The 15,867-nt window shown below is 35.3% G+C and carries 14 protein-coding genes; 8 read left to right on the forward strand and 6 right to left on the reverse strand.

Annotation, left to right across the window (positions count from 1 at the left end):
- Window positions 1-19: 19 nt before the first annotated feature.
- On the forward strand, window positions 20-1,201 hold the full coding sequence (locus tag GKP30_RS11465; RefSeq protein WP_216829584.1) for an iron-containing alcohol dehydrogenase: 1,182 nt from the start codon (window positions 20-22) through the stop codon (window positions 1,199-1,201).
- A 679-nt stretch (window positions 1,202-1,880) separates the two neighbouring features.
- Window positions 1,881-3,329 carry a hypothetical protein gene (locus GKP30_RS11470; protein ID WP_216829585.1) on the forward strand — a complete coding sequence of 483 codons (1,449 nt, stop codon included), beginning with the start codon at window positions 1,881-1,883 and terminating at the stop codon, window positions 3,327-3,329.
- A 57-nt stretch (window positions 3,330-3,386) separates the two neighbouring features.
- Here GKP30_RS11470 and GKP30_RS11475 read toward each other — a convergent pair whose 3' ends face one another.
- Window positions 3,387-3,647, reverse strand: coding sequence for a DUF6154 family protein (locus GKP30_RS11475; protein WP_216829586.1), 261 nt, complete (start codon window positions 3,645-3,647; stop codon window positions 3,387-3,389).
- Between the two features lie 151 nt (window positions 3,648-3,798).
- Between GKP30_RS11475 and GKP30_RS11480 the strand changes: the two genes are divergently transcribed.
- From GKP30_RS11480 to GKP30_RS11490, 3 genes are all read left to right on the forward strand, one after another.
- A complete protein-coding gene (locus tag GKP30_RS11480) occupies window positions 3,799-4,773 on the forward strand; it encodes an HD domain-containing protein (RefSeq protein ID WP_216829587.1) in 975 nt (324 codons plus the stop codon).
- Window positions 4,774-4,991: 218 nt separating this feature from the next.
- The gene (locus GKP30_RS11485) at window positions 4,992-6,734 is read left to right on the forward strand and encodes a glycosyl hydrolase family 18 protein (RefSeq protein WP_216829588.1); all 1,743 of its coding nucleotides are present in this window, start codon (window positions 4,992-4,994) and stop codon (window positions 6,732-6,734) included.
- Between the two features lie 184 nt (window positions 6,735-6,918).
- Window positions 6,919-7,731 (forward strand): CsxC family protein, encoded by an 813-nt coding sequence (locus GKP30_RS11490; protein ID WP_216829589.1) that lies wholly within the window; start codon window positions 6,919-6,921, stop codon window positions 7,729-7,731.
- A 48-nt stretch (window positions 7,732-7,779) separates the two neighbouring features.
- Here the strand turns inward: GKP30_RS11490 and GKP30_RS11495 are convergent, their stop codons facing one another.
- The 3 genes from GKP30_RS11495 to GKP30_RS11505 all read right to left on the reverse strand — a co-directional run bounded on the left by GKP30_RS11495 (window position 7,780) and on the right by GKP30_RS11505 (window position 10,035).
- Window positions 7,780-8,769, reverse strand: coding sequence for a DUF4003 family protein (locus tag GKP30_RS11495; protein ID WP_216829590.1), 990 nt, complete (start codon window positions 8,767-8,769; stop codon window positions 7,780-7,782).
- A 269-nt stretch (window positions 8,770-9,038) separates the two neighbouring features.
- Entirely contained in the window at window positions 9,039-9,374 is a 336-nt protein-coding gene (locus GKP30_RS11500) for a hypothetical protein (protein WP_216829591.1), read from the reverse strand.
- A 166-nt stretch (window positions 9,375-9,540) separates the two neighbouring features.
- Window positions 9,541-10,035: a nucleotide triphosphate diphosphatase NUDT15 gene (locus GKP30_RS11505; RefSeq protein ID WP_216829592.1), complete on the reverse strand. Its 495-nt coding sequence runs from the start codon at window positions 10,033-10,035 to the stop codon at window positions 9,541-9,543.
- A gap of 117 nt (window positions 10,036-10,152) precedes the next feature.
- Between GKP30_RS11505 and GKP30_RS11510 the strand changes: the two genes are divergently transcribed.
- Entirely contained in the window at window positions 10,153-10,419 is a 267-nt protein-coding gene (locus GKP30_RS11510) for a hypothetical protein (protein ID WP_216829593.1), read from the forward strand.
- A 49-nt stretch (window positions 10,420-10,468) separates the two neighbouring features.
- Here the strand turns inward: GKP30_RS11510 and GKP30_RS11515 are convergent, their stop codons facing one another.
- The gene (locus GKP30_RS11515; RefSeq protein WP_216829594.1) at window positions 10,469-10,771 is read right to left on the reverse strand and encodes a hypothetical protein; all 303 of its coding nucleotides are present in this window, start codon (window positions 10,769-10,771) and stop codon (window positions 10,469-10,471) included.
- Window positions 10,772-10,952: 181 nt separating this feature from the next.
- Here GKP30_RS11515 and GKP30_RS11520 point away from each other — a divergent pair, with 181 nt between their 5' ends.
- Window positions 10,953-13,514, forward strand: coding sequence for a helicase-related protein (locus tag GKP30_RS11520; protein WP_216829595.1), 2,562 nt, complete (start codon window positions 10,953-10,955; stop codon window positions 13,512-13,514).
- Between the two features lie 29 nt (window positions 13,515-13,543).
- Complete coding sequence (locus tag GKP30_RS11525) at window positions 13,544-14,179, forward strand: lytic transglycosylase domain-containing protein (RefSeq protein WP_236035046.1); 636 nt, start codon at window positions 13,544-13,546, stop codon at window positions 14,177-14,179.
- A gap of 162 nt (window positions 14,180-14,341) precedes the next feature.
- On the opposite strand, the gene GKP30_RS11530 is transcribed toward GKP30_RS11525, so the two are convergent.
- A complete protein-coding gene (locus GKP30_RS11530; protein WP_216829596.1) occupies window positions 14,342-15,739 on the reverse strand; it encodes a class II fumarate hydratase in 1,398 nt (465 codons plus the stop codon).
- Window positions 15,740-15,867: the final 128 nt, after the last annotated feature.

Below are 15,867 nucleotides of genomic sequence, written 5' to 3' on the forward strand. Positions count from 1 at the left end.
GATAGGAGATGTCGGAGAGATGAACGTTTCAATATTTCAAACAGCTGGACAATTAATTACTGGAAGCGGATCAGTAGCTAAAGTTGGAGAAGAAGTGGCTAAGCTAGGTGGAAAGAAAGTACTGATCATTACTGATAAGATTATTAGAGAAACAGGTTTGGTGAATAAGGTCATCGAACCATTACAAGAACAATCGATTTTAGTAGATATAATTGATGATGTTATTCCAGAACCTCCTTTTGAAATTCTAGAAGAAATGGCATCAAAAATAAGCGGTAAAGGTTACGATGTATTCGTTGGTGTCGGCGGTGGAAGTGCACTTGATGTTACTAAATTACTAGCTGTTATGATGACGAATACGGAAGATGTACGGGATATGGTTGGGATCGATAATATTAAAAATCCAGGCTTACCATTTATTTTAATTCCAACAACATCAGGAACAGGTTCTGAAGTAACGTATAATGCTATCTTTACGGATAATCGTGATAAAGTTAAAAAAGGTATCGTAAGTACTTATTTATTACCAAATATCGCGATTGTTGACGCAGAGTTAACGCTAACAGTTCCTCCAGCTGTGACTGCTGCAACTGGTATGGATGCTTTAGTGCATGCGGTTGAGTCTTACACAGCGATTCGCGCAAATGAATTAACAGATGGAATTGCACTTCAAGCAATAAAATTAATTTCGCGTTCATTACGTACAGCTGTTCATAACGGAAGAGATTTAAAAGCTCGAGAAGACATGGCAATGGGAAGCCTGCTAGCAGGTATTTCTTTAGGAAATGCTGGTGTCGGTGCTGTGCATGCTTTAGCTTATCCTCTAGGTGGAAAATTCAAAGTCCCACATGGGGTAGCGAACTCATTACTTTTACCTTACGTTATGAAATACAATGTTGTGGCTAATCTAGAAAAGTTTTCAGAAGTTGCTAAAGCAATGGGTGAAAACGTAGAAGGGCTATCAACAAGAGATGCTGCAGAATTAGCGGTTCATGCAATGGCAAGATTATCTCAAGATGTAGGTATTCCTGAATCAATAAAAGATGTAGGTGTATCAGCAGAAGATATTCCTGCACTTGCAGAAGAAGCTAGTAAAATTGATCGCCTATTAAGTAATAATCCTCGTACTTTAACGGTAAAAGATATCGAAAAAATTTACCAAGAAGCTTACGGAGAAGTAAGAGAAGCTCTAGAAGTATAATGAAATAAAGAAACCGCAATGGATTTGTCGATCTTTTGCGGTTTCTTTATGTATTAAGACATTTAAAAACAGGTAGCCATTTAATAAAAAGGAGAAGGCGAATTTACGTGTGTAGGACTATAAATCAAGAATTCGGACAATAAAACCTAAAGTTTGGACCATAAATCAAGAATCAGGACCATATTCAACTAAACTATAAGTGAAAGTAACAATACCTATTTGTCAAAATAGGCTTTTCGTCTATAAACCTATTATATGAAATACAATATGCCTGATAACATAACAAAAAGAGCTTGAGAAGCGATACTCTCAAGCTCTTTTTTTACTTGTTGGAACTAATATTGGGTTCATACGTAAATAAATAGACTGACTTACAATTCTGTTTTTTAGGCAATGATTTTAACTTTTTTAAATTTTACTCCACATTTGCATATAGTACTGTGCTTTAGTTGTTTTACTTCGGTTTCGCATCTAGGACATATTGGTTTTTTGTGCATTGGTCTCACACCTTTTTGATTTAATTTTATTTATTTTAACTGGGTGTAATAGCTGGATCGAAATGGTAAAATTAGCTCATTAGAGTTTGCTAGTTTATATAAAACTTTATATTATAATAATACCATCATTTAAAAAATAATCAATACTTATTAATAATTATTATAAATAGGAGGAGAGGGAGATGGTAAATCATTATAGACACGGTTTATCCTCGATCTTTTGGGGGCTTTTAATTGTTTTTTTAAATTTCGATATAAACGGTTTTTCATTGTTACCTAACTTTATTGGGTTTTTACTCGTATTATTTGGGGTTCGAGAGGTATCAAAGCAGGATACTGGTGCAAGAGTACTGATGCCTTGGACTAACGGATTGATTGTCTTTTCAGCTATAGCATGGTTTTCGTCATTTATAGGATTAGATAGCTTACCTACTATGCAGCAACATGGTGGATTTATTACGTATGATCTACCAGTTATGAATTTGTTTTTTATTATTGATGGGATCGAACAAGTTTTAACTCTCACCTTTGTGATATTATTAATGAACTATTATATTCAACTGATCAAACGGTCGAACCAAGATAAGTGGGAGCCAACCTTCATTAGGCGTAGGAACTTTTATGTAGTGGTGAATGGAATAATGCTGTTTAGTATGCCGTTATTTGTAATTTTTCCTATGTGGTTTTCTATCGTATTTTTCATTTTATTGTTATTAAGCTTTATCGCGTTTATCAGAATATTAATGACGGCTTATCGGATGAAGAAAATAGCAGAGACAGAATTATTTAGTGAAATCGAAGAACAAGACGCACAAGGAAAAGAAGTACCTTTTTATGTTAAAAAGAAAAGACTAATAATACCAGCATTTGTAATCTTAATATTATCTTGGACTGGGAGTATGATGTGGCTTAATCAATGGCGTATAGAGGAACCGCTGCTATTACCAGCATTTATTGCAACGACTGGAGAAGATTTTGCAAATGTTTACTTTCTGCATAATGGAAAAGGGGAATCGTCAGAACCGTATTTTAGTTTCTACGACGAGCTTCACAACCAAAATACTGTTTATTTCGAGAATTACTTTGCAATAGATCAGTTACATTTTAGACCAGCACACCATGAAGGTTTAAATGATTTAGCTAATGGTGGATTAAGGTTATACGACGGTACGCATTTAAGAAATGATGGACAGTTGCAATATATAGAGTTACCTAAGCTAAAAACAGATCCTTCTAAATTTATGGACCTTCAAAGTGGGAGGGGTAACTCTGATGGATATACTTTAACATTTAAAGTCCAAAAATCTTTTGAGATCGTTGATGAGCTTGCAGTACCTTTTACAGAAGAAGTCCACGAATATTTTACATTTGACTGGCAAGTAGAAAATAGCTTAAACACTAGTGATGATCATGACGATAAGTTAAGGAAATTTGTTCAAGGAGAGACAGTTACGTTCTCTATTACGCCGAAGGATACGGAAAGCTATCATCAGTTGGCAACTTTCCAGTCTCCTGTACGCATTATCGTTGATGGTGGTGAAGGTGAGGAAATAATTGATGTAGGTTGGATTGAACAATATCCTAGTTATAATGTAAGACCCATCCAAGATTACGTGCGAAATTATAAGTAAAAGATAAATAATTGAAATACATTGTAAAAAATTAAAAAAGGGATTCTTTAAATTCCTTTAATGTATATATCCTTTTCCTTGATCATCTTCATTTAAAGTTTCGCCAACTCCTTCTTGTGCGACTTTTAAACGAAATGTTTCATATAAATACATTCCAAACATTTCAAAGCGTTCGTTATCAGATAATTCATTAATTAACTTTCTAATATCTTCTTTACTAATTTCTTGGAGGATGCCGTCGACGATAATGTAGGCATCTTCCTCATCTCCTGTTAGATGATTTTTATACATTTCATATAAGTCATCAACAAATTTCATATGATTACCTCCGCCCATCTTTGCTGTCATCTTTTTAGTGTTACTATTTTTACTAAAATTATTCAGAAGACCTTTTCAGTACATATCTTTAGCCAAAATCATCTTATATCAACAATTAACACATTTTTTTATTGAAGGGAGAATATCACTTTTGCTTATAAAAGACTCGTTGTATGGTAGTTATGACATAGAAAAAGTGCTTGAGGAGCTTATTCTTTCAAAACCAGTCCAACGTTTGAAGGGAATTCATCAAGGTGGGGCTAGTTATTTAGTGAACAAGAAGTGGAATGAGACGAGATATGACCATTCTGTAGGAGTGATGTTACTTATTCGTAAGTTAGGTGGTTCACTCGACGAGCAAATTACAGGATTACTCCATGATGTGTCGCACACTGCGTTTTCACATGTTATTGATTTTGTACTCGGTCAACAAGAGGATAGCTACCATGAAGAGATTTTTCAGCAGGTAGTGATGGCTTCTGAAATACCACAAATATTAGAGAGACATGGATATTGCTATAGGGACCTACTCCTTGATAATTCAAAATGGACATTGCTGGAACAAGCAGCTCCCGAGCTATGTGCAGACCGAGTTGATTATACATTGAGGGATATGTATAAATACGGTCAAATTACTCAAGAGGAAGCTCAACGCTTTTTAGAAAATCTAATCATTGTAGACGGAAAAATGTTTTTACGAACTATAGAGAGTGCGGAATGGTTTGTGGAAACCTATTATAAAGAAGTTATTGATTTCTTTTTAGATCCATTAAATGTTTACGGTTATGACTTGTTAACGAAGGCAATTAAAGTGGGTTTTAATAAAAATGTAATATCTCTTCAAGACATGCTAAGTGTTGATGAGGATGTTATGAACTTGCTCAGAGCTTCATCGGATCCCGTTTTACACGGCTATGTAAAACAACTTAACGATCAAGTAAAGGTATGTGAAGATAAAGAGAATTTTCATACCCATTTAACAAAGAAAACACGGTTAATTGATCCTTGCGTCTTTATAAATAACGAGTTAGTCAGGGCGTCTAGCTTATCAGAAAAGGTAAAAGCAATGAATGAAACAGCTTTAAAGAAGTCAATGGAAGGTACTTATGTCAGAGTTGTTACATAATAGGCAGGAAAAACCGATTACACCATTGTAGATGCGATGATTGTAGACAAAATAGTCATCGCTTTTATTCTGTATATCACTCAAACTTTTATAATCTAGAACAAACCATAATTAATGCCCACAGTTTTGTCTAAATGATTTCTACTATATTTTACAAACTCCCTACTGTCAATTTATTCGTTATAATATGGTGATAGGCAAAGAGGGAGAGTGATAAAATGCCATCTAATGAAAAGAAACGTTATTCTAATAAAAATACCTTTCGTAAGTTTATATATATTGGCTTTATCCTAGTATTATTAATCATTCTTGGGAGTTCGATACTAGCAATCTATCCTTTACCTTCAAAAGAAAAAGTAGATTACTTTCATTCAGAAAAACCGATTATTTTCAAAAATGAAGTTATTGAAGGTGAGACGCTTCTTGTCGAAAACCAATTTTATGTTAGTTTACAGTTCTTTATGGAGTATATCGACCAGAATGTTTTTTTTGATCAAACATCTATGTCAATTATTATTACAACAGAGGATAAAGTTCTCCAAATTCCAGAGGAAGAGTTGTCTATTTTCATCAATGAAGAAGCTTTCTCGTTTGAATTACCTCTGTTGACTTTAAATGAAGAGGATTACTATGTAAGTCTTGAGTTATTAAAAATGATTTATGCATTAGATATTAATGTAGTTGATGATACAAATGCGCTATTTATTCGTGAAGACGGGGAAGAAGTACAATTGGGGACTGTAAATGGTTCAATTAAAGAGCATGAAGCTCGTTTACGAGAGAAAGAGACAGTTACAAGTCCCTATATAGCTGAAGTAAATAAAGAAGAACGAGTAATTGTGGAGCAGGATAAGGGGGATTACCTCTATGTCCGAAAGTTAAATGGAATGGCAGGGTTTCTAAAAAGTAAGCATGTCACAGTAGACCCCGAGCCAGGGCGCATTGAAGTAGTATTGGAAAGAAAAGAAAATATTGCGTTACCTAAGATTGTTGGTCCTATTAATCTAACATGGGAAGCTGTGTACACGGAAACCCCTAGTTCAAACACATTCCCAGAATTACCTGGGGTTAATGTCGTTTCACCAACATGGTTTAAACTCAAAAACGCTGAAGGAGATATTTCAAATATTGGTTCAACAGAGTACATGGAATGGGCCAGAGAAAAAGACTTTCAAGTGTGGGGGTTATTTTCTAATGATTTTGACCCTGATTTAACGAGTAAAGCGCTCGAGAGTTTTGAGACGCGTCAAAAAATGATTCGTCAGCTCCTTTATTATAGCCAATTGTATGATCTCGACGGTATTAACGTTGACTTTGAAAATGTGTTTTTTCAAGATAAAGAATTGGTTACGCAATTTATGAGGGAGCTTACTCCTTATTTGCATCGTGCGGGATTAATTGTTTCGATGGATATTACTTTTATTTCTGCAAGTGAAAATTGGTCTATGTTTTACGATAGAATTGCGTTATCAAAGATCGTTGATTATATGATTGTCATGGCATATGATGAGCATTGGGCCACATCTCCCCAATCAGGAAGTGTTGCTAGTCTACCTTGGGTTGAACAAAATGTTGCTCGTTTACTTGATGAAGTACCTAATGAAAAGCTTGTGCTCGGTATCCCAATGTATACGAGACTTTGGACCGAACAAACAACAGATGGTGGGAATGTTGAAGTGTCTTCTCAAGCATTTTCTATGGATGAGGTAAATGAATGGATAGAAGCTCGGCAATTAACACCACTTTATGATAAAGCAAGTGGTCAAAACTATGTCGAATATACGGATGAAACTGAGAAGGTGACGTACAAGATTTGGATAGAAGATGAAATGTCTATTGAACAAAGGATTGCGATTAGTAAGGACTACAAACTAGCAGGTGTTGCAAGTTGGGCAAGGCACTTTGCCAATGATGATGCTTGGAAGCATTTAAATAAAGTACTTCACGGTAACGAAAAATAAATATTAAAAATGGTTAGACGGGATTACTGCAAGAGCGGTAATTCCGTTTTTTCATTTACAGAGCCTATGTCTAGTAAAAATTTTAAAAGTTTAAAATGGTAGTATATCTTTGAGTGGTTCGTCCAAGCTATTGGAAATTTTTTGAATAATGTAGTATTAGAAAACGAAAAGGAGGTTTTAAATAATGTCTGACAAAAAAAGTAGTCACAAGAGTAATAAGGTAGAACCCGCCCCCCCATACTTTAACTATAAGCCATACAAAGAGAGAAATGCGGTTTCTCCTAAAGTAAGTAATCGTCCTGTCGAGCCGGATGTCACGCTAGGTCCAACAACTGTAAAGGTGCCTGTAGTTCTTGCTGAAACGGTGGTTCAAATCGATCTAAACCCAACTATTAAATTTCCAGAACCAGTACTAGAAATTAAAGCCATTAGAAAAAATCTTAAAATAACACAATGCCGTCTATTATTACCAACAAATAAGCTATTTATTACTGGCTTTGTCCGAAAAAATATTCAATATGCTACACCACACTTTGGTACAAAAGATGCTGTTATATCAAATATTCGTTCTTTAACAATCGATATCCCATTTAAAACAGTAACAGAAATAGATTATATTAATAAACCAAAATTTGATCTTGCACCGCCAACACAAAGATCATCTTACTTTATGAAGTCTCAACTCCCTGATGGGTTTGCTTCAAAAGACCATTTATTATCCGCTGATCTTTCTCAATTTGATCAATTTAGTGGTGAAGAGTTTAATGAAGTTCCTTTCTGTGAGCTAATTTCCAGTCGTTTTTATGAGTACGATGAAGCATTAGATCGAAAAATGGGTAGAGTGTATGATGAAAAAGGTAAGTCCATCGATGCTCCATTTGAAGAAGGCACATTCACAGAAGTAGAAGAGAAAATGGTAGTAGAAGTAAAAATAAAAGTGTTACAAAAACAACAGGTTAATGTGAAGTCTGAAAAACATGATGGTTATCATTATTAATGTTAACCGATAAAGGTGGTTGAGAGCAATTTCTCAACCACCTTTATATTAAGTATTGTTAGAATTGGTAGTAACAGACACACTAGCAACTGCTGCTATCATCGCTGCTTGTTGAGCTTGCATTAGAGCCTCAAATGTAGTAAAAATCCCTGTTTCTAATATCATCGACTCTTTCATTTTATCTGTCATTAGGAAGTTAACGGCCATAATAAAGTTCATATCTTTATACCATTTAAATGCTTTTTCATTATTTAATTGTTCTTCAAGCTCCAGTACTAGATCAATCTGGCTAATACCATCCTCAAGTAAAGCTAGAAGGCCAACTTCTGGAAAGTGCATCGTTTTTAATCTCCTTTTAGATTCCTTAAACTTTTCAAGGATATTTAAGGAACGTTCAATAAGAACTTTTGGTTTTTCATCAAATTGCAATGATAAAATGTGGCTAAGGAATTGAAGGTCATTTCCTTTTCTAAAACCATTTTTAGAGAGCTCATTATAATACGTTTCTGTTAGGTCTAGAAGTTTTTGCTTGTCAGTATCTACTTTCGCTAGTAAGACGGCTAATGGGTAATCTGCTGTAGATGTGAGGAAGAAGTGTTGAGCCTTCATTCCTTTATATATGGCTAGTGCGCTCTCAATACTTTCTTGATGATCACTTTCGTCTGGGTCATTTGTAAGTAGGACCATCGCTGCAATATAAGAAAATGGACTACGGCTAAAACCACCTTGAATTAATCGTTCATATAAATCAATAAATTCTTGAAATTTTTCTTTAGGGTTTTCGAATCGAACATCAAGCATGGCGGCAATCGTGAAGCGTTGATAACCTCTTAGTGTGGAGAGCATTCCGACTTGAGTTTTAATATACTCACTTAGTTCAGTGAAACGGGTAATATTCAGTGGTTTGTTATTTACCACATAAATCGAGGCAATCATCATTAATGTTTTATCAGAAACTCTCCACTTTAGTTCTTTTTTCAACTGATGATAACCATCTATGTACTGCGTCATTTTTTGTTGTAGTGGTTCCTGTAACATCATAATCACTTCTTTCATTTTAACTTTACTTTAATTTACATTAATAAGAGTAAGTGGTTTCACGGTATTTTCTCATATATTCTGATCGTGGGGTCATTTTATTAAACCATTATTAGTCTATCCTAATTTATTTTCAATCATTGGAGAATTTAATTACGGGAGATAAAAAAATTTGGACCGTTAGCTAAGCGAATGATTGGTTTTCACGCCACAAAGTTTACGAAAACAGCCTTTTGAATAGAGCAAAAAAAAGACTGATTAAAATTTAATCAGTCTCTTACATGTACGGGCTTTTTAAATGGAACAATGTTAGTAAAGTGCTGAAAATCTCTTAGCTCTTCCTCTATCTTTATTAGTTTTATTATATCAGCAAACGTTTTAATACTTTTCATGACATCGATAAATTGCTCGGTAAAAGACTGATTTTCAAGTGATGCGCGCAAGTGAGTATTTAACGTTAACCAATCAAAACTTTGGGTTTGATATTCTTTTGTATCGCTCCATAAAATGTATTGGTAGCAAATGGGCGATAGGGTAAAGCTATTTTGGTCCTCTTCAAGAAATTGCTTACTCCATTTCACAGCTAGCGCTTTTTCTTCAATCATAAGTCACAATCCTTATCTACTAATGTATTCTACTATTATAGTAAATTGCCAATCGATATACTACTTGATAAGTTTGGTAACGAGGACTTATACCGTTGAAATTAACCTAACTACTACTAGGAAGTAACAATTAGGATCAAACTCCATCACTAAATGAAGTTTCGCTTTATAAAAAGTTCTCAGCTTTTAATTTATTAATTACGAGGCCATCAGTTTCGAAGGCTAATTCTGGTATATCTTCAAAAGCAAAGTAATCGACTTCACTTAAATCATCGTTAGCCTTTAATTCACCAGCAATAACCTCGGCAAGAAACCATATCCCTACAGTATGTTGTGCGGGGTTATGGAAATTGGAGTGTACTTCATATACTTGTTTAATTCCGACATGTAATCCAGTTTCTTCAAAAAATTCTCTTTGAGCTGCAAAACGCACGTCCTCGTCATATTCAACATAACCACATGGAATGCACCACTTATCTTTAAAGCTTATGTTGCGTTTTCCAAGGAGAACCTTTTTATCTTTAATAACAATAGCAGCAACACCAACGATTGGATTTTGATAAAAAATGAATCCACAATCTGTACATTTTGGTTGATTGATTTTTTTCGGGTGATTTACACCTAATTTTCCGCCACACTTTGGGCAAAAATGGTAGCGCATTTTTTTACCTCCAATTAAATAAAAAATGTGAGGGTTTATCCTTCTTTCATAATTATTGAAGTATCTCCTTAATAATAGGGCAAACTAATTTAAAATTTGATGGAGAGTGAAGATAAAATGTCTTATGTCAATGGTCAGATTATATGTGGAGAGTTTGATAAAGACTTAAATGAATTCGCAGTACATTCTGTCAAACACCATTTAACAGAAACAAGTCTCAAACACAGTCAAATTGCCCAATTATGTAATTACTTAAAAAAACACAAGGATGAAGCTAGCGGCCAGATCATTAGTCTTTATGATCAAATGCTTATTCCTTTATCGATCGAGGAGATGAAAGCAATTTTACAGGATTTAGAGCAAATTCAGAATATGTATCAGTAAATAAACGAATCGCATTCTATCTGTGTAAAAATCCTAAGAAAACTTCACGTTATTGCTTGTTTCGTTTAGCTATTTCTTCAGCAACGATAAATGCAAGATCATCATTTCCAAAGAGGGAAAGGACACCTAGGACAGTGTTATCAGGAATTGGACCTGCTTCTTCTTTTGAGACTGTCAAACTTAAAGCTTGTTGTAAAGCAGGATTACTTAATTGATTAGGGTATGCTCGTAAGTATAGTTCCTCTGGGTATAAATCATGATTTATACACCATTGGGCAAAAACGAGGACCATCATTTGTTCATCTTGTTGAAAGTTTTGGATAATCTGTTCTTCTAATTGCTTTTTGCTCATTGAAAATTCTCCTTAATAACAGTATGGTTAATATATTATAACAAATAATCTCGAGCATACTAGTAACACATAAAACACTTTGTAAAAACAAAAAAAGTTACACAGTAATAATGAACAATAATTCTATTGAGAAGTAAATTATACATAATGTTCTCTTTACCAATAGGAAGGGGTGCTTATAATGAGTAAGTTAACCGCACTATACCCTCAAGCCATAGAACATACGAAAATGAAAATTTATGAGGACATTGACCATTACTTAGAGGTAAAAGAGTCAATGCCCACATATGAACAATATATTATTGACCGTCGACACTATATTGAACAAATCTGGATTAATGTCTGGCTTACAAAAGTTACAAACGATGTACCAAAAAGAGAAAAAAAAGCGTTTTTAAATGAAAGCGGGTATGAAGTAGAAGGGGTAGATCGAAAGCTCATTAACCGTTTATTTAGAAATGAAATGAGGACTTTTGAACCGTTCGATACACTTTCATGGATTGAAGATACTTTTTCTGGAGATGATCAAGGGTGGGAAGAGCGTTATCAACTTGTTCGCGAACAATATCTAAAGAGAAAAGAAGAAGAATTACAAGCAGAAAAAAGAAGTAGCATTAAAGAAAATATTGAAGCCTTTGCTCAACATATAATTGAAGAGGAATATGAGCATTTCTATCTTTATGTAAGGTATCATGTAGCCAAACAATTAGCGGATGACTTTGAAAATAATCAAAAATATCCTGCAATTGCTCCTTTTAAAATCGAAGAACGGCTAGTTGAAGAAGGTTCTTTTGACACAGCTAATTATTCAACATTAGCTACCTTCTTTGATGAGTTGACAGGTGCTGTTCACAAAAAGTTTCATTGGGAGTATGAAACATACTTTTATGCATACGAGAAATTAATATCCGAATATCTTCCCAATTTAGTAGCGCGGAATTTAATGGATCAATTACCACCATCGCTCACAGACCAATACGCTATAGAATTTAATAGAGAATTATCCCAAAGGTCATTACGAAAATTGTTAACCATTTATATAAATACACTTGAAAGTGATTTTTTCAAAAGGATCCAAGAAGAATACGTATCTGATTTAATTGAACTAGCAGCAATACCGTTTACTCTTGAACGTCATGGTGCAATATATGAGCAAGATCTTGAAGATCGTGAACGTAAAAAGGCGGAAGAATTAGCCGAAATTGAACGCAAAAAAGCGATGGAAGAACGGATGCTAGAAGATATTTTCGGACGAGAATATCGACCATCGATTGGACGTAACATCCAGTATGTGTTGCATATAGGTGAAACGAATACTGGGAAAACCCACCATGCACTTGAACGAATGAAGGAAGCAAATAGCGGTTTATATTTAGCACCACTACGATTATTAGCTCTCGAAGTTTTTGATAAATTAAATCATGAAGGTGTTCCTTGTTCCCTAAAAACAGGGGAAGAAGAAAAAGAGATGGAAGGAGCTTCTCACATCTCTTGTACAGTTGAAATGTTCCACGAAAAAGAGTTCTACGATATTGTTGTCATCGACGAAGCACAAATGATTGCTGATAATGATCGTGGCTTCTCATGGTTTAAGGCAATTACAAAAGCGAATGCAAAAGAAGTCCATATTATCGGGAGTAATAATGCAGAATCGATGATTGTCGAATTACTAGGGGATTCGGATATCGAAATATATAAGTATTACCGAGAAATTCCTCTTGAGGTTGAGTCTAAAGAATTTAGCATGAAGCACACTCGAAAAGGAGATGCGCTCGTCTGTTTTTCACGGCGTCGAGTTCTTGAAACTGCTTCTCGGTTACAAAACAGCGGTCACTCTGTCAGTATGATTTACGGAAGCATGCCTCCTGAAACGCGTAAAAAACAAATGCAACGATTTATTGACGGAGAAACAAATGTTATTGTAGCAACTGATGCCATCGGAATGGGGTTAAATCTCCCGATACGACGTATTGTCTTTTTAGAAAATGAAAAGTTTGATGGGACAAGAAGGCGCCGGTTAACTTCTCAAGAAGTAAAACAAATTGCAGGGCGTGCAGGACGTAAAGGTATATATGATGTTGGAAAGGTTGCTTTTACGAAAGATATCAAACGGATGAAACGTTTACTAAATCAGGAAGATGAACTGGTGTCAACTTTCGCTATCGCACCTACCAATGCCGTGTTTGAAAGGTTTCAGAAGTACTACCGTGATCTCGGAACCTTCTTTGAGCTTTGGAATAAGTTTGAAAGTCCAAAAGGTACGAAGAAGGCAACACTTTCAGAGGAAAGAGAGTTATATACGATGGTCCGTGGTACACAAATCGAGGCACGCTTATCAATGATGGATCTATATGGGTTCTTGCATTTACCTTTTTCGACGAACGAACCTCTACTGACAAAACAGTGGCGACAAGCCATGTCAGCTATAATAAAAGGTGAAGAACTACCAGAGCCAATCATAAAAAAAGGAAGTCTTGAGGAAGTAGAGCTCTCTTATAAAGCAGTTGGTTTACATTTATTATTCTTGTATCGTCTTGATCGCCGTACAGAAGCTTTATACTGGGAGCGAGTTCGAGAGGAGATTAGTGATGACGTTCATGAACGCTTAAAAACAGACGTTCGAAATATGAGTAAAAAGTGTAAAGCTTGTGGAACTAAGCTTGATTTGGACTTTGCGTTTCCGATCTGTGAAGACTGCTACGCTTCAAGACAAAAAAAATACGATTATTATTATGAATATTAAATAGTTAAGAAAGTGAAAGGTTAAGAACGATGGGGAAAAAGAAAAAAACAAAGAGAAGGTCAATGAGAGGACGGCTATTCTTCATATTTGCCGTTCTCCTTCTTGTGATGGTCCTACATTATCAAACGGAAATAAAAAGAGGACTTATCCATTTTTCATTTAAAGATAATGCGATCCCAAGTTGTTATATTCCGATATATAAAGAGGCTGCCCAAACGTATTCCATACCGTGGGAATTACTTGCTGCTATACATCGAATTGAAACGAGGTTTTCGACTGTAGATCCAATGGTTAGTTCAGTTGGAGCACTTGGTCACTTTCAATTTATGCCTCGGACATGGGTTGGCTGGGGGTATCCAGGAACTGACTTAGGAGATATTACTGACGGTGTAGATATTACTGATCTCGATTTAATCGTACAGTATGGCGGCTATGGTATTGATGCTTCGGGGAACGGAAAAGCAGATCCTTTTAATGTAGTTGACGCCGCCAATGCTGCAGCGAAATATTTAGCCGATCACGGTGCAGCGGATGATGATATTCCTAAAGCTATTTTTGCTTATAACCATAGTCAAAAATATGTAGATAAAGTTCTACATTATTATGAGCTCTATAACGACGGAGGATACAAAGCGGAAAAGCCGTCTGGATATTGTTTTAAATAAAAATAAATAGCGAGCACATTATAAAAAAGTGCTCGCCTAATTTATTGCCTTTTGATGAAGATAAGAGGCAACGTCTGTGTGACCCAATTCGTGTGGGCCACAGTAACAACCCGATTGGTTCAACCAATCTTCAGTGGGGATGAAGGAACCCCCTTGTTTGATTTATACCATTCCATTTGGATCGATTGCTTTTTCAACTTCATTTGTCATCATCCCTAATTCTTGAAGTACTTGTTTTAAGGTTTTATTTTCGACATCTGCTTGCATCCCAATTTGAGCGGTAAGATCATACCCGAGCATCGGACTAAGTCCTGTTACTAATCCTAAACTCGCTTCCATCCAATTTTTACATATTTCCTCATTTGCCTGAATTCCCGTAATACATTTTGTGACTAACGTTGATACCGCATTAGCTAGAATATCAATTGCCTCTAAAAATGTGTGTGCAATTACTGGCATCATCACATTAATTTCTAATTGACCTGAAATTCCAGCTGTAGCAACTGCTGCTTCGTAGCCGATAATCTGGCAACAAACCATATGTACCATCTCTAAAATAGCTGGATTAACTTTTCCAGGCATTATTGTTGAACCAGGTTGTACAGCAGGTAAGGTAATTTCGGCTAACCCTGTTCTAGGGCCAGAACTTAGTAAACGCAAATCACTCGTAATTTTAATTAAATGAACCGCAAGTTCTTTTAATGCCATCATCATTCGTATGGGGGCATTTCGGTTTTGCATAAAACTAAATACGTTCGTAGGGGCTCGGAATGGGAAATTTGTACGCTTACTAATTTTTTTAATGACTTTTTGCGGATAATCGGGATGTGTATTAATAGGTGTTCCTACTGCATTTCCACCAAGTCCGATTTCATATAAGGCGTCCAAAGTTGCTTCAATCTGTATATACATTGATTGAATTGTCTCTGCATATCCAGAGAATTCTTGACCTAACCGTATAGGGACTGCATCATGTAAATGAGTTCGACCAGTTTTTAAAATGTGCATAAACTGATTCGCTTTGTTTTGTAGTTCCTGTTGTAGTTGTGAAATAGCAGGAAGAAGTCTTTGATTAATATTTTCAACAGCCGCTATATTAAGGGCTGCAGGAAATGTATCGTTTGTTGATTGTGACATATTTACATGGTCATTTGGATGTACGCGAAATGTATTTAGTGAATGGTCGATTATACCACCTAATAACTCAGTAGCTCGATTAGCTATAACCTCATTAGCATTCATATTTTGTGAAGTTCCAGCACCAGCTTGGTATATATCAATGACAAAGTGATCATCCCATTTTCCTTCTACAACTTCATTGGCTGCAGTAATGATTGCCTGGCCTATATTTTTTGGGAGCTTGCCGACCTCCATATTAGTGAGTGCTGCTGAAGCTTTAATAATTCCTTGTGCTTTAATAAAGGATCTTGGTAGTCGCTTTCCACTTATTTGAAAGTTTTCAAATGCACGTTGAGTTTGCGATCCATAATACGCGTTACTTGGCACATGAATCTCACCTAGAGTGTCTTTTTCTTTACGGAATTGATTAGACGGTATCATCATTTACTCCTTAGCATCAATAAAATCTTACAGGTTATTGTTTCCAGAGAACTTCTATTTTATTTGATTGTCTTATTGAAGGATTTTAGACTAAATTGTCGAAATTATCTAACTATCAACTTTGTAAG

The sequence above is a fragment of the Alkalihalobacterium elongatum genome (assembly GCF_019024285.1).
Taxonomy (GTDB): Bacteria; Bacillota; Bacilli; order Bacillales; family Bacillaceae_F; genus Alkalihalobacterium; species Alkalihalobacterium elongatum.